15 protein-coding genes and 1 tRNA gene are annotated in these 19,101 nt (G+C 39.1%); 9 read left to right on the top strand and 7 right to left on the bottom strand.

What is annotated here, in order from left to right; genetic code table 11:
* The first annotated feature begins 150 nt into the window (after positions 1 to 150).
* From umoB to pckA, 4 genes are all read left to right on the top strand, one after another.
* Positions 151 to 2,259 carry a flagellar biogenesis regulator UmoB gene (gene umoB, locus SB028_RS19020; protein ID WP_069369432.1) on the top strand — a complete coding sequence of 703 codons (2,109 nt, stop codon included), beginning with the start codon at positions 151 to 153 and terminating at the stop codon, positions 2,257 to 2,259.
* A gap of 73 nt (positions 2,260 to 2,332) precedes the next feature.
* A complete protein-coding gene (gene hslR / locus SB028_RS19015; RefSeq protein ID WP_069369433.1) occupies positions 2,333 to 2,746 on the top strand; it encodes a ribosome-associated heat shock protein Hsp15 in 414 nt (137 codons plus the stop codon).
* 26 nt (positions 2,747 to 2,772) lie between these two features.
* The gene (hslO, locus tag SB028_RS19010; RefSeq protein WP_069369434.1) at positions 2,773 to 3,657 is read left to right on the top strand and encodes an Hsp33 family molecular chaperone HslO; all 885 of its coding nucleotides are present in this window, start codon (positions 2,773 to 2,775) and stop codon (positions 3,655 to 3,657) included.
* A gap of 204 nt (positions 3,658 to 3,861) precedes the next feature.
* Positions 3,862 to 5,481, top strand: coding sequence for a phosphoenolpyruvate carboxykinase (ATP) (pckA, locus tag SB028_RS19005; RefSeq protein ID WP_069369435.1), 1,620 nt, complete (start codon positions 3,862 to 3,864; stop codon positions 5,479 to 5,481).
* 173 nt (positions 5,482 to 5,654) lie between these two features.
* Here the strand turns inward: pckA and SB028_RS19000 are convergent, their stop codons facing one another.
* Positions 5,655 to 6,356, bottom strand: coding sequence for a pirin family protein (locus SB028_RS19000; RefSeq protein WP_069369436.1), 702 nt, complete (start codon positions 6,354 to 6,356; stop codon positions 5,655 to 5,657).
* A gap of 600 nt (positions 6,357 to 6,956) precedes the next feature.
* Entirely contained in the window at positions 6,957 to 8,174 is a 1,218-nt protein-coding gene (locus tag SB028_RS18995) for an NAD(P)/FAD-dependent oxidoreductase (protein ID WP_069369437.1), read from the bottom strand.
* Between the two features lie 308 nt (positions 8,175 to 8,482).
* Here SB028_RS18995 and pitA point away from each other — a divergent pair, with 308 nt between their 5' ends.
* Positions 8,483 to 9,982 (top strand): inorganic phosphate transporter PitA, encoded by a 1,500-nt coding sequence (gene pitA / locus SB028_RS18990; RefSeq protein WP_069369438.1) that lies wholly within the window; start codon positions 8,483 to 8,485, stop codon positions 9,980 to 9,982.
* A gap of 65 nt (positions 9,983 to 10,047) precedes the next feature.
* Here pitA and uspB read toward each other — a convergent pair whose 3' ends face one another.
* Complete coding sequence (uspB, locus tag SB028_RS18985) at positions 10,048 to 10,380, bottom strand: universal stress protein UspB (RefSeq protein ID WP_006534411.1); 333 nt, start codon at positions 10,378 to 10,380, stop codon at positions 10,048 to 10,050.
* 406 nt (positions 10,381 to 10,786) lie between these two features.
* On the opposite strand from uspB, the gene uspA reads away from it, so the two are divergent.
* The 3 genes from uspA (at position 10,787) to SB028_RS18970 (ending at position 13,691) form a co-directional block, all read left to right on the top strand.
* Positions 10,787 to 11,218, top strand: a complete 432-nt coding sequence (gene uspA / locus SB028_RS18980) for a universal stress protein UspA (RefSeq protein ID WP_069369439.1) — start codon at positions 10,787 to 10,789, stop codon at positions 11,216 to 11,218.
* Positions 11,219 to 11,473: 255 nt separating this feature from the next.
* Positions 11,474 to 12,814 carry an NADP-specific glutamate dehydrogenase gene (gene gdhA, locus SB028_RS18975; RefSeq protein WP_069369440.1) on the top strand — a complete coding sequence of 447 codons (1,341 nt, stop codon included), beginning with the start codon at positions 11,474 to 11,476 and terminating at the stop codon, positions 12,812 to 12,814.
* A gap of 127 nt (positions 12,815 to 12,941) precedes the next feature.
* The gene (locus tag SB028_RS18970) at positions 12,942 to 13,691 is read left to right on the top strand and encodes an SDR family oxidoreductase (RefSeq protein ID WP_069369441.1); all 750 of its coding nucleotides are present in this window, start codon (positions 12,942 to 12,944) and stop codon (positions 13,689 to 13,691) included.
* A 77-nt stretch (positions 13,692 to 13,768) separates the two neighbouring features.
* Here the strand turns inward: SB028_RS18970 and rsmJ are convergent, their stop codons facing one another.
* A complete protein-coding gene (gene rsmJ, locus SB028_RS18965) occupies positions 13,769 to 14,515 on the bottom strand; it encodes a 16S rRNA (guanine(1516)-N(2))-methyltransferase RsmJ (protein ID WP_069369442.1) in 747 nt (248 codons plus the stop codon).
* A gap of 3 nt (positions 14,516 to 14,518) precedes the next feature.
* A complete protein-coding gene (gene prlC / locus SB028_RS18960) occupies positions 14,519 to 16,561 on the bottom strand; it encodes an oligopeptidase A (protein ID WP_069369443.1) in 2,043 nt (680 codons plus the stop codon).
* A gap of 241 nt (positions 16,562 to 16,802) precedes the next feature.
* On the opposite strand from prlC, the gene SB028_RS18955 reads away from it, so the two are divergent.
* A tRNA-Sec gene (locus SB028_RS18955) sits at positions 16,803 to 16,897 on the top strand.
* Positions 16,898 to 17,115: 218 nt separating this feature from the next.
* Here the strand turns inward: SB028_RS18955 and SB028_RS18950 are convergent.
* Positions 17,116 to 18,294, bottom strand: coding sequence for a hypothetical protein (locus SB028_RS18950; protein WP_069369444.1), 1,179 nt, complete (start codon positions 18,292 to 18,294; stop codon positions 17,116 to 17,118).
* A gap of 24 nt (positions 18,295 to 18,318) precedes the next feature.
* Positions 18,319 to 19,101 (bottom strand): molecular chaperone, encoded by a 783-nt coding sequence (locus SB028_RS18945; RefSeq protein ID WP_069369445.1) that lies wholly within the window; start codon positions 19,099 to 19,101, stop codon positions 18,319 to 18,321.

Below are 19,101 nucleotides of genomic sequence, written 5' to 3'. Positions count from 1 at the left end.
AATAGATATAAATTATAACGCGACTATAAAAACATAATCTATTGTATTTAAATAAAAAATAGAACAAAAGAATAGGAATTGCCTTATGTTAGGCAGGGTTTTAAATTTGTTATTGTTACTACGCAGCATCAGTATAAGTATGGGGAAAAAATGAGATTATCAGTCATTATATTGGCTATCTTGATGATAAGCCTATTTATAATGGCCGCCTTTCTATTCTTTAAAAGAAGGCGGCTTGATGGCTCATATCATCTTCCATCTCTCGCTAAACCGACGTATCGCAAGCTCACTTCTGATGACTATGGGCTTATTAGTGATTATTTATCTTATTTTGGTACATCTGATTTTTCCTCTGGCTATTCATTACAAAACTTCCCCGATATGCCACTTAAAGGCGAAGTCGTGACTACATTAAGAAATATCGTTAATCGTTTTGCGGGTTCTAGTGAAGGATTAAATCATTGGCGTTACTATATTGATGCGGTAGAAATTCATATTCCCCCGTTACTTGTTCCTTACCTTCAGCAAGAAAATGTTCTCGATGTTGTCTGTACCCCTTCAATCCCCATTGTTATAGGTGTTAATGGCCATTTCTTAAAAGATGAAAAAATTCATTTCTCCGCTTTAAGTTTAAAACAGCTTTCTGAGCCTATATTGGCAAATGGTTCATCAACAATTCAAAAGAATGAAGGTGATGCGGCGCACTTATTACAAATCCGAGAAGAAACAAACGAAGAATATCGATTACATAATTCATCTGGTTTTTGGGATGGCTCTTTGATTTGTATAGGGTTTACGTTGTGCCTAACCGCCTTAATGATGCCTCAAGTTTTTCTTCCTTGGATCCTAGCGACTGGAGGGGCTTTTTTTGCTGTTGGCGTTTTTTTGATCCACAACCCTTTGATTAAACCGCGTAAACAAGAAATTCACTGTTTTAAGGGGCGTTTAAAGCGCTGGGGACTTTTTGGCAATTTTGATCATGGACAGGTAAAAAACGTTTCTTTAGGGGGGATTGATCTTGTTTATCCCCCTCATTGGGAGCCTTATATTCAAAATGATATTGATAAGGTGACTTATTTAGAAATGTATCCAAATCATCATGTTGTAAAGCAAGGAAATTACCTTTCGTTGCATGATGAAGAAAAAAACTACCCTTATAAACGCTATATTAAAAATATTATTTTCGTTTTCTGGTGCTTATTTATTATTGGCATGTTGTATCTTTATCAACCCCTTTCTCTTTCAATGAAACTCAGTTTTTCATGGCTGAAAGATACAGAACCTCATTTAGTCACCAATTTTACTGAACTAGAGACAACCAATTTACATGTTGGGGATATTATTCAAGCGAAAGGGGTTGGGATGTGCTACATGCCACCTAATTTATCAAGTAAGAATAATAAAACGATTTTTGCACCTTTTGATTGCTCTGGCATTTACTGGAATAACAGTAATCCAATGCCAATGCCTGAATCGAGTACGATAGAAAAAGCAGCGGCTTTATTGCATATGGTTGAAGAGCAATTACATCCTGTTTCTAATAACCGAGTTAACCCAAGTTTAGGTCAAGCGATTACTAAATCCGGGATGAACCTATTAGATAATTTTGATGGTATTGTGTTGAAAACACAGGATTTATGTCCACGAGAAAATGAGTGTATTCGCCTTAAAATGGCGCTAGTTAATTTAAGTAACGTCAATGATTGGGCTGCATTAGTTCAACGAGCTGAAAGCGGTAAATTAACCGGAACCAATGTTTTATTACGAGCTGTGAGTGCTGAGGCCTTGGAAAAGCTTATCGACACCACCACATCTTCTTTTATCTACCGAGAAATAGATAAAGCCGCAATACTGTTAAACAGTCCTCCACCGGGTGGTGTGCTGTTAATCAGTGATGAAAGAAAACAGCTTGTTGATTACGCTTCAAGTTCAAACTCAGTGTTTGAACCAACTCCGTTAGAACAGTGGCGAGAACTACAACGTTTATCCGATATTTTATTGCATACACCTTTTGATACAGGTGGCGTAATAACGGGCATGGTTATTGATGCAAATGGTACGTTACAGATATTTTTACATAGCCTGCCAGATTCGATGACGATGTTATATTACATCGGTAATACGTTATTATTGTTTATCGCTATTGGGTTCTTAATATTGAACCTATTTCTTATCATCCGGCGTCGGCGACAAAATAACCAACGCATGAATAAAATCAGTCTCTATTATGAGCACTGTTTTTATCGCCCTCCTCAGTAAGTCCCTTGTTGTGGGAGGCTATGTGTTTACACTATCGCCTTCATAAAGAAGTTGTGAAGTTAAGGAGAAAGGGATGAGTCAACCATCGCAAGAAAGTGGCGTCCGTTTAGATAAATGGCTTTGGGCTGCACGTTTCTATAAAACGCGCGCTATTGCTCGCACAATGATTGAAGGTGGCAAAGTTCACTACAATGGGGTGAGAAGTAAGCCAAGTAAAATTGTTGAAGAGGGGGCTGAAATACGCCTACGACAAGGTAATGATGAACGGACGGTAATTCTTCTTATGGTAAGTTCACAGCGGCAAGGTGCTGCTCAAGCCCAAGCACTGTATTGTGAAACACCGGAAAGTATTGCTAAAAGAGAAAAAATTGCTTTAGCAAGAAAAATGAATGCATTAACAATGCCTCATCCGGAACGTCGTCCCGATAAAAAGGAAAGACGTACCTTACTTCGCTTCAAACAGACAAATTTACAAGAATCGGATTAATCGATTCCCTGAAATGAGAGAAAATCATGTCTAAAAAAGATTCTTTATCACGTTTTTTATTCGAAAAAAACGCGGTACGTGGTGAATTGGTCAATGTGACTGAAACCTATCAATCAATGCTTGAGAATCACCATTATCCTGAGCCAGTTCAACACCTTCTGGGTGATTTGCTGGTGGCAACCAGTTTGTTAACCGCTACGCTTAAATTTGAAGGTGATATTACGGTTCAAATACAAGGTGATGGCCCTGTGCGACTGGCTGTGATCAATGGAAATAACAATCAACAAATGCGTGGTGTTGCACGTATTGGAGATGATGTTAAAGCGGGTAGTACCTTAAAAGAGATGATCGGTAATGGTTTTATGGTCATCACAGTAACGCCTGAAAAAGGTGAACGTTATCAAGGTATTGTTGCGCTTGATGGTGAAACGATTGAAGCCTGTATTGATAACTACTTTAAGCAATCAGAACAGTTACCTACACGTGTATTTATTCGTAGTGGTATGCAAGCGGGCAAACCTGCTGCAGCCGGTATGTTATTACAAGTATTACCGGCATCAGAAGCATTTACAGCAAAACATACTGCTGAAAGTTTTGATTTACTGACGAAATTAACACACACAATCAAGGCTGAAGAGCTATTTACGCTAGATACTAAAGAGATCTTACACCGTTTATATCACGAAGAAGATGTCACTCTTTATGATCCTCAAGTTGTTGAATTTCATTGCACTTGTTCGCGTGAACGTTGTGAAAATACATTAGTAACATTATCGGAAGAGGATGTGAACCACCTGTTGCAAGAAAAGGGAAAAATTGATATGGAATGCGAATATTGTGGAACACATTATATCTTTACAGAGAATGATATTAATAATATCAATAAGTTGGATAAATCCAAATTAAACTGATTCGATTTAGCAAGACGATTTTATCCTAAGGACGCTATTTTGCGTCCTTTTTTATTCAACAATTTTTCTTTAGTTTTGTGCATTAGTTCTCGTTCTTAACATAAAAAAATTATAAATTTTCAAAATATTGATAACAATCGCTGTTAATTACTTGTAACACCTTAATATTATTCGTAGAAAGGTCTATTTATCAGGAGCAAAACTATGAGCGTTAAAGGTCTTACCCCTAAGGATCTCCAGCAGTACGGTATTAAGGACACAAGTGAAATCATTTATAACCCAAGTTATGAGCAGTTATTTAATGAAGAAACTAAGCCCGGATTAACAGGTTACGAACGAGGCACTCAAACCTCATTAGGTGCTATTGCTGTTGATACAGGTATATTTACTGGACGTTCTCCGAAAGATAAATACATTGTTCGTGATGATGTTACTCGTGACACCGTATGGTGGGCTGATCAGGGTAAAGGCAAGAACGATAATAAGCCACTTTCACAAGAAGTGTGGGCTGACTTAAAATCATTAGTAACCCATCAGCTGTCAGGCAAACGTTTGTTTGTTGTCGATGCATTTTGTGGTGCGAATGCGGATACTCGTTTGAAAGTTCGTTTTATCACAGAAGTTGCTTGGCAAGCTCATTTTGTTAAAAATATGTTTATTCGTCCTGAGCAAGAAGAGCTGGCGAATTTCACACCAGATTTCATTGTGATGAACGGAGCGAAATGTACAAATCCAAATTGGAAGGCGCAAGGTCTGAATTCAGAGAATTTCGTTGCTTTCAATTTAACTGAACGCATTCAGTTAATTGGTGGTACTTGGTACGGTGGCGAGATGAAGAAAGGTATGTTCTCTATGATGAACTACTTCCTTCCTCTTAAAGGTATTGCTTCTATGCACTGTTCCGCAAACGTTGGTGAAAGTGGTGATGTTGCTATTTTCTTTGGTCTATCAGGCACAGGTAAAACAACGCTTTCAACGGATCCTAAGCGTAAGTTAATTGGTGATGATGAGCATGGTTGGGATGATGACGGCGTGTTTAACTTTGAAGGGGGTTGTTATGCGAAAACAATCCACTTATCAAAAGAAGCTGAACCCGATATCTATGGTGCAATTAAACGTGATGCCTTGTTAGAAAATGTGGTTGTATTATCTGACGGCTCTGTTGATTTCGATGATGGTTCGAAAACAGAAAATACCCGAGTTTCTTATCCTATCTATCATATCGATAATATCGTTAAACCTATCTCTAAAGCAGGTCATGCTAAGAAAGTTATTTTCTTAACGGCAGATGCGTTTGGTGTGTTACCTCCAGTATCACGATTAACACCAGAACAGACGCAATACCACTTTTTGTCAGGCTTCACTGCTAAACTTGCGGGAACAGAACGTGGTGTGACTGAACCAACGCCAACATTCTCAGCTTGTTTTGGTGCGGCATTTTTATCTCTGCACCCAACACAATACGCTGAAGTTTTAGTAAAACGTATGCAAGCATCAGGTGCAAAAGCCTACTTGGTTAATACCGGTTGGAATGGGACAGGTAAGCGTATCTCGATTAAAGATACACGCGCGATTATTGATGCCATCTTAAATGGTGATATTGATAAAGCCCCTATGAAAACATTGCCTGTATTTGATTTAGAGATCCCAACAGAACTACCTGGCGTTAACAGCGAAATCTTAGATCCTCGTGATACTTATGCTGATAAAACGCAATGGGATACCAAAGCAGACGATCTGGCCGATCGTTTTGTGAAAAACTTTGATAAATATACAGATACCCCAGCGGGTCAAGCGTTGACTAAAGTAGGGCCAAAACGTTAATTTTTATTTGTATGAATAAAAACACCAAACTCATAGGATGTGGTTTTGGTGTTTTTTTATTTGAAATCTTTGAGCAAAAAAAATCCCTGAAATGCGAGAAGATTTCAGGGAAGAGAAAAATAAAGTGAAATAGTTTATTAGAGAAAAAGTGGCTTTAGAGGGTGATAACCCAACTATGCTGTTACAGGAGGTAAATCAAACAGTAAAATTTCACTATCTTCATCACCAACGAAACGGATCATATCTTCATTAGCAATTGCTACACCATCACTGGTGGTCGCAATAATGTCATTAATCGTTATTTTACCTTTCACAACTTGTAGCCAAACATGACGACCTGTTTCGGCTTGATATTGTGCTTCTTCACCTTTTTTAAGGTTCCAGCGCCATAACGTCATATCTTGGAAGACTTTTAAAGAGCCTTCACGGGCATCTGGCGATAAAATAAGTTGTTTACTCACTGTGGTATCAAAACGACGCTGATCGTAACGTGGTGTGATACCGACAGTATTAGGCATAATCCAAATTTGGTAAAAATGCAGCCCTTTATCACTATTTGGATTATATTCTGAGTGAGTTATGCCTGTCCCTGCACTCATTATTTGGAACTCACCTGCGGGAACATTTTCTTTATTACCCATGCTGTCTTTATGCTCGATATTACCTTCAAGCACATAGGTTAAAATTTCCATGTCTTTATGAGGATGAGTACCAAAACCTTCACCGGGTATTACGCGATCTTCATTAATCACTCGTAGTGCAGAAAATCCCATAAAATTACGATCGTAGTAATTTGCGAAAGAGAAGGTATGCCAGCTATCTAGCCAACCATGATTAGCATGTCCTCTTTCATTTGCTTTGCGTAGATAAATCATAATGTGTTTCCTTCTCTGAAGTTATTGAACACAGTTTACTCAGTGGCGCAAAGTAAAAAAGCGGAGGAATTTAACTTGAGGATCCAAATAATTTGAATAAGAGAAAATAAAAATATCGAATAAGTTCTAGAAAAGAAAAAGCCAGCACCCGGCTGGCTAAAGTAAAACACTGGAAGCAATGTGAGCAATGTCGTTCTTTCATATGACCCTGAAGGTGGTGCATCTGAAAGTGTTATTGATGATAATAGTTCTCAGTATCATTTGTAAAGTCCTTTTTTTAATCAAATTAGAAAAAAAAGGCTAAAAAGTCTTAACTTACTGATTAACGAGTTTTTTTATTTTAATTATTTTTTAAAAAAGTAATATAACCAAATAGTTAACAATATTCTTTATGGGGGTATTGATAGAAAAAAGAAGAGAAAATGAGGTATAAAACCCAAGAAAAGGAAGGGAGATAAGGCATTTTGAATCGCTATCAATAAATACGAGAAGAAAAAGCCATCACTGATTGATGATGGCTGGTTTTTATTATGTATGACTTATAAGTTTATAGAATTATAAAGCTGATATTTATAACTTTAATAATTATAAATTTATTTATTATTGTTCAACAAAGGTCGATTTTGATGTTGAGATAAGGTTCTGAGCACAAGCATAAGCTGAACTCCACGCCCACTGGAAGTTATATCCACCTAACCAACCCGTCACATCAACTACTTCTCCAATAAAATAGAGTCCTTTTACTTGTGTGGCTTCCATTGTTTTAGAAGAAAGAGCGCGAGTATCTACGCCACCTAGAGTGACTTCTGCGGTGCGATATCCCTCTGTACCATTGGGCTGAACTTGCCATCCTTGTAATAACGTTGCAATTTGCATTATCCGTTCATTACTAAGTTGAGTTAGAGGAACATCAGGTAACTGTTTGCTTTCTATCATTATTTCAATGAAGCGTTTTGGTAATAAGCGAGAAAGCGTATTTTTTAATAATTGATTCGGGTGTTTTTGACGTTTTTTTTGTAGCAAGCTTTCAACATCAATATTTGGAAGTAAGTTAATACTTACATACTCACCAGATTGCCAATAACTAGAGATTTGTAAAATAGCAGGACCTGAAAGACCACGATGTGTAAAAAGAATGTTTTCTTTAAAACTGATCCCATTTTTTGCCGTCACAATAGCAGGTACAGCGACGCCAGATAGTTGGCTTAATTGCTCAAGTTGGGGTTTATGTAATGTAAAAGGGACTAATCCTGCTCGTGTTGGTAAAACAGAAAGCCCAAATTGCTCTGCAACTTTATAGCCAAAAGGCGTAGCCCCTAATCCGGGCATAGAAAGACCACCACTGGCAACGACCACCGAAGGTGTTGTGATCGTTTTTCCATCAACAAAAAGAGTAAAGCCCACATCTGTTTTCTCGATTTGTGTCACTTCACTACGTAAGCGAACACTTACTTTCCCTTTTTGACATTCGGTGAGTAATAAATCAACAATTTGCTGTGCAGAATCATCACAAAATAGCTGTCCTAATGTTTTTTCGTGGTAGGCGATATTATGCCTTTGCACTAATTCAATAAAATCCCATTGTGTATAGCGAGCAAGTGCTGACTTACAGAAATGAGGGTTCTCTGATAAATACGCTGAAGGCTCGATATACATATTGGTGAAATTACAACGTCCACCGCCTGACATGAGAATTTTACGGCCTGCTTTTTTGCCATTATCGAGGACTAAAACAGATAATCCTGCTTGCCCAGCTAAAGACGCACAAAAAAGCCCCGCGGCACCTGCACCTATAATTACTGTATCGTATGATCCCACAATGATGTCTCGTTCTTGGTTTTCTCTGACTACTTAATCAATGATTTTCGCGTAAGATCAGAGTGTTTTGTAAAATTATATGGAGAAATCTGCATTTTTCACCTAAATTCTTATTAGCAAGGAAAAAAATTGTCAGAAATTTACTTTTTTTTTATTTTTATTAATTAAATGATATATAAGGAATTATCTTAAAAAGGTTCTGATTTTCTTGGTTATCAAATCAAAAAAAGGTTAAATTTCGCTTCCACCGTTCGCATTTGTCGCTGATAATGCGCCGCGTTCATGTCCAACTAACTGGCTTAACGTCTATGCTACATTTGTTTACTGACCTAGAATTTCATACAGGTTTGATGTTGGTTTTAGCACTGTTATTTGTGCTATTTTATGAAGCTATTAATGGCTTTCATGATACCGCAAATGCGGTAGCAACTGTTATCTATACTCGTGCTATGCGTGCGCAATTTGCGGTCGTAATGGCGGGTGTATTTAACTTCCTTGGAGTTTTGCTCGGTGGATTGAGCGTAGCTTATGCTATCGTTCACTTGTTACCGACAGATCTTCTGCTGAATGTGAGCTCAGCTCATGGCCTTGCCATGGTCTTCTCGTTGCTGTTAGCCGCCATTATCTGGAACTTAGGTACATGGTATTTTGGTATTCCAGCATCAAGTTCACATACGCTGATAGGTGCTATCATTGGTATTGGTTTAACAAATGCTATCGTGACAGATTCGTCTATCGTTGACGCATTAAACATACCAAAAATGATCAGTATCTTCCTATCACTCATACTTTCACCGATTATCGGCTTGGTTATTGCGGGCGCGATGATTTTCTTACTGCGCCGTTACTGGAGTGGTACGAAAAAACGTCGTCGTATCCACCTGACGCCAGCTGAACGTGAGAAGCAAGATGGTAAGCGTAAGCCGCCATTTTGGACTCGTACTGCACTGATTTTATCGGCAGTTGGGGTGAGTTTCTCTCACGGTGCAAATGATGGGCAGAAAGGTATCGGTCTCATCATGTTGGTATTAATTGGCGTGGCGCCTGCGGGCTTTGTCGTCAATATGAGTGCGAGCGGATACGATATCACCAAAACTCATGATGCAGTTGTGCACTTACAACAATATTATGAGAAACATCAGCCAGCGCTACAACATGCTATTGATAATACACCGGTAGTATCAGTTCAAGCTGATGCTAGTGATACAGATTTTCATTGTAATAGCGCAAGAACGCCAATTGTTCTTAATCAAACAGAACAGATGCTTGCAAATATTAGCTCTTATGATGAGCTAACAGCAGACCAGCGTGCTCAAATGCGTCGATTACTTATGTGTATCGCTGATACTGCAACTGAAGTCGCTAAATTACCAGAAACTAGCGCCCAAGATGCACGGTTCTTAAAAACATTGAGTCGTGACCTGCTAAACACCGTGGAATATGCTCCGATTTGGATCATTATCGCAGTGGCATTAGCGCTCTCTATTGGGACAATGGTAGGTTGGAAACGCGTTGCAGTAACAATTGGTGAGAAAATCGGTAAAAAAGGGATGACTTATGCTCAAGGGGTTTCTGCTCAGGTAACCGCAGCAGTTTCCATCGGAGTAGCAAGTTATACGGGGATGCCGGTATCAACAACACAAGTTCTATCATCTGCGGTTGCAGGTACGATGATTGTTGATGGTGGTGGTGTTCAAACGAAGACAGTGAAAAATATTGCACTGGCTTGGATCTTAACATTACCCGTTAGCATTGGTTTATCAGGTTTACTTTATTGGATATCACTGACATTTATTGTGAATAGCTGATAACAGTCAATTACCCAAGTTTGTTTATAAACGGTGACTTTTAGTCACCGTTTTTTGTTTTGTTGCTACCAAAAAAGCATTGCAATTAAACTGGCGACAGCCAAAATACAAAAACGGCTAACAAGATAGAATTGCCGATAAATGCGCTCGCAACGCATAATAACTTCAGGATTATGATGATTGATGTATTGGCGTTGGTTGATATAGCGGATAAGGCGTAACTGTTTTGAAAATTGCCCATGCATAGTAAAAAATCCATTGCCGTCCACCGATTGGTAGAGCAAAGGATCCGATTGGCGCAGTATTGTGAGTAATACCCGAATAGATGAAAAATAACGCATCATATTAATTAGGCAAAGAATACATAGCGCCCAAAAGACAACAATGACATTAAACATAATCCCCTCCCTAGAATAATAGATTCTGAGATGAGAAAACCTTTACCTATAAAGGTTACTTTTTTCTCTACTCTAAGTTTAGGTGAAATTAAGCAATAAACAAAAGTGACTTTTTCAAGTTGTTTCCTTTTTCAGAAAAAAGATAAAAAAATAACTCTAAAAGGGTGTATTTGTTGTTTTTTATACTTAATTCTCATTATTATGATGATATTGTCGGTGAATAACATCGTGCTAATCTAAAATGGTGTATATTGTTATTTATCGATAGATGCTTTCTTGATGAATTTGGCATAAGTTGTGATCAAGACGACATCTAGCTTTCATCTTAAAACGTTATATTTAATATATAGGATTTAGGCTTAACCGCCTTTCCAACCGATTAATCAGCTTATGGAAGGAGTTCACGATGGCTTATAAGCATATTCTAGTGGCAGTTGATTTATCCCCCGAGAGTAATGTCTTAGTACAGAAAGCTGTATCTATGGCAAAACCCTATAATGCCAAAGTTTCCTTAATTCACGTTGATGTTAACTACTCTGATCTTTATACCGGTTTAATTGATGTCAACCTCGGTGATATGCAACAACGTATTACTGATGAAACCCGTAACGCGTTAAAAGACCTCTCTGATAATTCAGGTTATGAAATTCAGGAAACCTTGAGTGGTAGTGGTGATTTAGGTCAAGTTCTAGTTGATGCGATTAAGAAATACGATATGGATTTAGTCGTTTGTGGTCATCACCAAGACTTCTGGAGCAAATTGATGTCGTCAGCACGTCAACTCATTAATACAGTGCATGTTGATATGCTTATTGTTCCTCTGAAAGATGATGAATAATTACCGTTTGCTTATTTAGGCAAAAAAAATACCTGCTTATGCAGGTGTTTTTTTGCCTAAAATTCCTATTTTTCCTACTGTTAAATCGAGTCAACCTTTTTTTTTTGTCTAATTGTGAAAAAAATGTCTTGAAGTGTGAATACATTTTAATGATATATTCAAGAAGCAAAACAATATCAACCTCACAAAACCCAAAAATATTCCGAATAAATGAGGTTATACCAACATCACATGACACAAAAAAGGAATAGCTGAATGAATATATCTGGCTCATTATCTTCGTTTTTAGAAGGGGTAGAAAAATATAACGCTCATCAACCTGAATATCATCAGGCGGTTCGTGAAGTTTTTACCACTTTGTGGCCTTTTTTAGAGAAAAATCCACAATATCGTGAACAATCATTACTTGAGCGCTTAGTTGAGCCTGAACGTATTATTCAGTTTCGCGTTTGTTGGTTAGATGATAAAGGGCAAGTGCAAGTTAACCGTGCATGGCGTATCCAATTTAACTCAGCCATTGGCCCTTACAAAGGGGGTATGCGTTTCCATCCATCAGTTAATCTTTCCATCCTAAAATTTTTAGGTTTTGAGCAAACATTTAAAAATGCATTAACGACATTACCGATGGGAGGAGCTAAAGGCGGCTCTGATTTTAACCCAAAAGGTAAAAGTCATGGGGAAGTAATGCGTTTTTGTCAGGCATTGATGACTGAACTTTATCGCCATCTAGGTGCTAATACGGATGTTCCTGCGGGTGACATTGGTGTAGGTGCACGAGAAGTTGGCTTTATGGCTGGTATGATGAAAAAACTGTCTAATAGCAATGAATGTGTATTTACAGGTAAAGGTCTTTCATTCGGTGGTAGTTTAATCCGTCCAGAAGCCACAGGGTACGGTTTAGTTTATTTTACTAATGCGATGCTTAAACGTCATGGTATGTCTCTTGAGGGAATGCGTGTGGCGGTTTCTGGCGCAGGTAACGTTGCACAGTTCACTATCGAAAAATGCTTAGAGTTAGGTGCTAAAGTAATAACGGCATCAGATTCAGGCGGTACAGTAGTTGATGAGGCTGGATTTACGACGGAAAAACTCGCTCGACTTACCGACATTAAAAATAATTACGGTCGTGTTGAAGAGTACGCAAAAGAATTTGGCTTAACGTACCTTGAAGGACAACAACCTTGGGCTGTTCCTGTCGATATTGCTTTGCCTTGTGCAACACAAAATGAATTAGATCTAGAAGCGGCGAAAGTCCTTATCAAAAACGGTGTAAAAGCGGTTGCTGAAGGTGCAAATATGCCAACAACAATTGCAGCAACAGATGCCTTTATCGAAGCGGGTGTCCTTTTTGCACCAGGTAAAGCCGCTAATGCGGGGGGTGTTGCAACCTCAGGTTTAGAGATGGCACAGAATGCGGCACGTTTAAGCTGGAAAGCCGAAAAAGTGGATGCTCGCTTACATCACATTATGTTAGATATTCACCATGCTTGTGTGAATTATGGTGGTGAGGGTAAGCAGACTAATTACATTCAAGGCGCGAACATTGCAGGCTTTGTTAAAGTCGCTGATGCCATGTTGGCACAAGGCGTTCTGTAATTTTTTAGATTAGTGCGAGTGCATAGCGCTCGCTCTAGCCATTTCAATCATTTTCCGCTCTCCTTAAGCTACATTTTCCTCTGCTATGCTTAAAAGCATGAATACTTATTTTTAAGTTGGAGGTTATATGGCTACGCAAATTGATTTTTCTCTCTCGAATAAAGTTGCTGTTATCACTGGTGGTGCGGCAGGAATTGGTTTATCTATCGCACAGATGTTTATCGAAAAAGGGGCTAAGGTCGCTTTATTGGATAGATCAGAGCAGATTGAGCAAGTGGCGCAACGTTTAAATAGTGCCGTGGGGATCTGGTGTGATGTCTCAAGTGAAGAGTCAGTCAAACAAGCGATACATTCGGTTATTGAGGAGTTTGATCGCATTGATATTCTCGTCAATTGTGCGGGTATTGTTGCTTTAGCCCCTGCCGAATCATTATCTCTTGAGGATTGGAATAAAACTTTATCAGTAAATTTAACGGGTACTTTTTTACTGTGTCAGCAAGTGGGGCAATATATGCTACAACGCGGACAAGGTAAGATAATTAATCTCGCCTCTCAAGCGGGAATTATCGCTTTACCTGAACATGTTGCTTATTGTGCAAGTAAAGCTGCCATTATCAATATGACAAAGGTGATGGCGTTAGAATGGGCACCAAAAGGACTACAAATCAATGCAATCTCCCCAACGATTGTGATGACCGATTTAGGGAAAAAAGCTTGGGAAGGCGAAAAAGGTGAACAGATGAAAGCACAAATACCAGCAAGGCGATTTGCTGAGCCGGAAGAGATTGCTGCCGCTGCTGTATTTTTAGCAAGCTCAGCAGCGGATATGATCAATGGCCATAATCTTGTCATTGATGGTGGATATACTATTCAATAGATTGTGAATAATATAATCAAAAGATTATAGCAAAGAGGGGGAGGTTACCCCCTCTATGGGCTATTTATACGATGTTGTTAAATACAAGGATAGATATCAAAACGGTGATTTTTGGTGGTGACACTTGCATGTGAGGGTTGATGATTTAATGGCTCCGCATAATCAGGACGTTTAACAACCACGCGTTTTTTAGCCAGCGCCATTGCGGGTGCTAATAGCGCATCGGCATCTTCATCTGCACCGACAAGAGACTGGAAAACCCGCATCTCTTTTTTCACTAATGCACTTTTCGCCTTATGCGGATACATTGGATCAAGATAGACAACATCAGGAGGAGGAGTGATCTCGGTAAGTGCTTGGGCAGAAGAGGCATGAATTAATGTCATTCTCTCTTGCATCCATTCACCAATATCTGCATCAAGATAAGCGCGCTTTAGGCCATCTTCCAGTAATGCAGCAACGACGGGATGGCGCTCTACCATTCTGACTTTACAACCAATAGACGCTAAAACAAATGCATCACGCCCCAGTCCAGCTGTTGCATCAACAACATCTGGCAAATAGTCTTTTTTGATCCCAACAGCTTTTGCTACCGCCTCACCTCGACCCCCGCCAAATTTACGACGATGTGCCATTGTGCCCTCTACGAAATCTACATAGATGCCACCTAATTTAGGTTCATCTTGTTTGCGTAATTCTAGGTGGGTGGGCGTTAAAACTAATGCCATGATTTGCGTTTCGTCGTGAACTAATCCCCAACGTTGTGCTAAATCAGATAAGGCGCTGTTATCAGCGCCTTCTTCACAAAGTAAACAGATATTCACATATCATCCTTTAATGCCGTAGCCTTTGAGCATAGCATCAAGTTTCGGCTCACGACCACGGAAGCGTTTGAACAGCTCCATTGGCTCTTCTGAACCACCACGAGTTAAAATATTATCAAGGAATGATTGACCCGTTTCGCGATTAAAAATGCCTTCTTCAGAGAAACGAGAGAAGGCATCAGCTGCCAGTACGTCAGCCCATAAATAGCTGTAATAACCTGCTGCATATCCACCTGCAAAGATATGGCTAAAGGCATGAGGGAAACGCGCCCAAGGTGTTGAAGGAACAACAGAAACTTGTTCTTTTACATTAGTTAAGGTTTCCATTACACAAGCACCCTTCGCTGGGTCATACTCGGCATGTAAACGGAAATCAAACAAACCAAATTCTAGTTGGCGTAATACAAACATCGCTGACTGATAATTTTTTGCTTTGAGCATATTATCAAGCATTTCCTGCGGTAATGGTTCGCCAGTTTCATAATGACCAGAAATAAAGGCTAACGCTTCTGGCTCCCAGCACCAGTTTTCCATAAATTGACTCGGTAATTCAACAGCATCCCAAGGCACGCCATTAATACCTGCAACATCAGCAGTATCAATTTGCGTTAACATGTGATGTAAGCCATGACCAAACTCATGGAACAGTGTAGTGACTTCATTATGAGTAAATAAGGCGGGTTTATCACCTACAGGTTTATTGAAGTTACAAGTGAGGTAAGCAACGGGATTTTGCAGTGAGCCATCAGCATGACGCATTCTGCCTATGCAATCATCCATCCAAGCGCCGCCACGTTTGTGTTCACGAGCATATAAATCCAGATAGAAGCTACCACGTAACGTGTTGCTTTCATCATAAAGTTCAAAGAAACGGACATCATCGTGCCAAGTGTCGATATCGTTACGTTCTTTAGCTGTTAAACCATAGATACGATGAACGACTTCAAATAAGCCACTTAAAGCACGTTGCTCAGGAAAGTAAGGACGTAGTTGCTCATCATCGATTGAGAACAGGTGCTGTTTCTGTTTTTCACTGTAGTAAGCCAGATCCCATGACTCTAATTTATCAACGCCATAGTGCTCTTTTGCAAATTGGGTGAGTTCAGCTAACTCTTTTTCACCTTGTGGATGGGCCCGAGAGGCTAAATCGGTCAAGAAATTAAGTACTTGTTCTGGAGACTCCGCCATTTTGGTGGCAAGCGATTTTTCAGCGTAATTTTTAAAACCAAGCAATTGAGCGAGTTCGTGACGTAATGCGAGGATCTCGGCGATAATTTCGCTATTGTCCCACTGACCCGCATTTGGACCTTGATCAGAGGCACGTGTGCTATAAGCGATACTCATCTCTTTTCTAAGTTCACGATTATCCGCATAGGTCATAACAGGGAGATAGCTTGGCATATCCAGTGTTAATAGATAGCCGTCTTGCTCTTTCGCTTGTGCGATAGCTTTTGCGGCATCAATGGCACTTTGAGGCATACCTGATAAATCTTCTACATTAGTAATTAATTTAGACCACCCCATTGTGGCATCTAATACATTATTACCATATTTAGCACCTAACTCAGACATACGTGCGCTGATTTCACCAAAACGCTGTTGTTTCTCTTTTGGTAAACCGATACCAGATAATTCAAAGTCACGTAATGCATTTTCAATTGCTTTTTTCTGTGGTTGAGTTAATGCATTAAAATCAGCACTTTCTTTAATTGATTTATAAGCTTGATATAAGCCTTCGTGCTGTCCCATCCATGTACTGAATTCAGATAGTAACGGTAAACACTGTTCGTATGCTTCACGCAGTTCAGCACCGTTTTTAACAGAATTTAAATGGCTAACGGGGGACCAAACACGAGAAAGTTTATCACCTGCTTCTGCTAATGGTTGGCAAAGGTTATCCCAAGTAAATTGCGTATTATCAGCCAGTAATTTTTCGACGGTTTGGCGATACGTGGTTAAAACGTCTTTTAGTGCAGGAACAATATGTTCTGGTTTGATAAGGGAAAATGCAGGTAATCCCGTTGTGCTAAGTAATGGATTTGACATAAAAAACATCCTGTATTTTGGTTTGCAGTGACGTAAAATACACCACTGAGTTTATTCGTTATAGAGAGTAAGATGAGGATGAAACTGTATAAGTTCAATAGTATCGCGGTAATTATCAGAGGTTTTACTCAAAAATGGGATTATTTTATTTGAAAGCGCTTTTATTGATTTGGTGCACTTGGGATTAAAAATAATTCAGCGTATAATCATCCCGTTATTTCCTTTTTACCCATTCAAAAATGGAAGATCATCGTCCCCGGTGGGGCGGCTGGACTTCAAATCCAGATGGGGCCGCCAGCGGTCCTTGGCAGGTTCGACTCCTGTGATCTTCCGCCACTCAAATTCAATGTACCTCCAAAAAACTCAAACGATCCCTTATAATGCTAATTAGCCATCTTTACTTCTAGATGTAAAGATGGCTTGGGTTATTTCTTATCCATTTTAATGATACTTGGGTCTACATGTAGTTCTTTATTTCTAAATGGCGAGCTTCTTTAAACCTGGTATCTGATTAGGGTTCGAGTGTGGGGGAAACGCTCTTATCCTTATCATTCTTAATTAAGTGTTACCATCACTTCCGCCGATGCCGTCACCTTGCCGTAAGGCAATTTACCATCGCCCCCTGCACAAAGGCGCCATAAAACAGGATTAATAAAACTGGCTGAGGGCTGATCTTTAGTGATATGCCCAAGTTTTATTGCTGTTGTATTGTCAAAAGGAATGCCTTTTCCTGTTAAACCACAGCTGCCATCAAAAGATTGCTGTGCCCTTTCAATTTGTCCCGTGATATATCCTCCGCCTTCCTTTAAACTTAATTTGCTCGTATCGTTTTCAAAATATCCAGATATAGCTCTAAAGGTTAAGTTAATATTAGAGTCAATAACCTCATCACCCTGTGAGCAATAAGTTTCAATAGTGGTCATTTTACTAGCCAACTCTTTACCTGCCTGATTAGAGTGCAATACATCGCCAAAATTAATTGTAGGTGGGGTGTTTATATTACATTCCAAGGTAGATATTTTAAATTCGGTATCTTTCGGGAAAATACTCGTATCCGAAGCAGTGCTAAGAATGGATGCTGTATTTAAAACCAGTGCCGAAACAAAAGTCGAGGTCGCTGTTTTTTGTGTTCCGTCTGCAATTAGGACCCAATACCCACTCATTTGTACCTGATAGTCCGTATCTCTCCTAATCAGCGGTGTTCGTGATGTCTCTAGTGATAAACAGTTTACCGCATCATTTAAAATAGTTAATTTTGGTGAATTCTTGGGCGCGTTCGATGTAACAAATTTATTGTTCCCGAAAGCTCCGTTAAATGACACCCTTTGGTAACTTTTTTGATCTGTGTACTCCCCCCAGAAATTACCAGCTATCGCTATATATAGTCCTGGAATTACCATCATAGCATCGTAACCTGCGACTTTGGTAAAGTCTCCAGGTTTTGGATTTGTAGTATATAATGGACAGCTTATTGTATATGCAGAAGTGCCTAAATTAGTTGTAGCTGTTAGCAAGGGGTCTAAACGGCCTCCAAAATTAATAACATCATTAGAAGAGTTATAAATTTTCAACAATTTGCTGGTAAACGGTTTTCCTTGCCACACAATCCCTTCTCCTTTAGGAATAATAATCACATTTTTAGCTTGTGCTATCGAGGTCATTCCCAGTAACCCACTCAGCCACAATAAAATGGGTATTTTTTTTACTGCGTTAAAAGATAAGAATGAAAACATCGGATCTACTCCTATTTTTAATGTCTAATGGATAATTTGCTGTTTTATTTTTGTTGAGCGACCCAATTCGTCAATCAAGCTCCATTCGATAGAATACGCTCTTTTATTTTTTGACAATACAGGGGAAGAATACCGTATCGTCCCAAAAGGAGGGATCATCCTTCTTAATGACTCCTTATCTATATTGCTCCCATCTATTATTAAATGATCCAACGTTATCCAATAGGGGCTTGGGTTACTTATATTCAGAGCACCTTGTTTGATACTGAAAATCAATTTCTCACTTTCGGAGAGTTCTTCAATAAACCATTTCTCTAAGCTATTTGGACGATAAAATAATTTCAAATTAATCACCGTTGAAATGGTCATATTGTTCTTATTCATTTCACTGTGAATAATGGGAATCGCCTTTAAGGAAATATAAAAAACAGACTCTTTTTTATTATCCAGTAATACACTCGGGACCCGTCTAATCAAGAGATTAATCTGACTTTTTGATTCAAAACGAAACAAAGGAGGCGTGATCATAAAGGGTTGTTTTTTACTGGGCGTGGCTGATTCATCCTCATTCTCCACCTCCATCATTAATCCCGTATTGGCATCGACGTTGCGTATTACCGATTGTAATAAATAGGTGTTATCCGTTTTATTATTAATCTGTAAACTGACGCCTTTCTCGTCACTTTCATGGAAAATTACCCGCGTAAATAATAGCGATAACCCAACATTGGTATCGACTTTCTTTGCTTGCACGGGCAAACACAGGAAGAACGATAATATCAGCCCCACTAATCCTCGTATTTTCAT

Origin of the sequence: Proteus vulgaris (assembly GCF_033708015.1) — a bacterium.
In the GTDB taxonomy this organism is placed as follows: Bacteria; Pseudomonadota; Gammaproteobacteria; order Enterobacterales; family Enterobacteriaceae; genus Proteus.
Note: the sequence above shows the minus strand (reverse complement) of the source record. Positions and strands in the feature narration are given on the sequence as shown.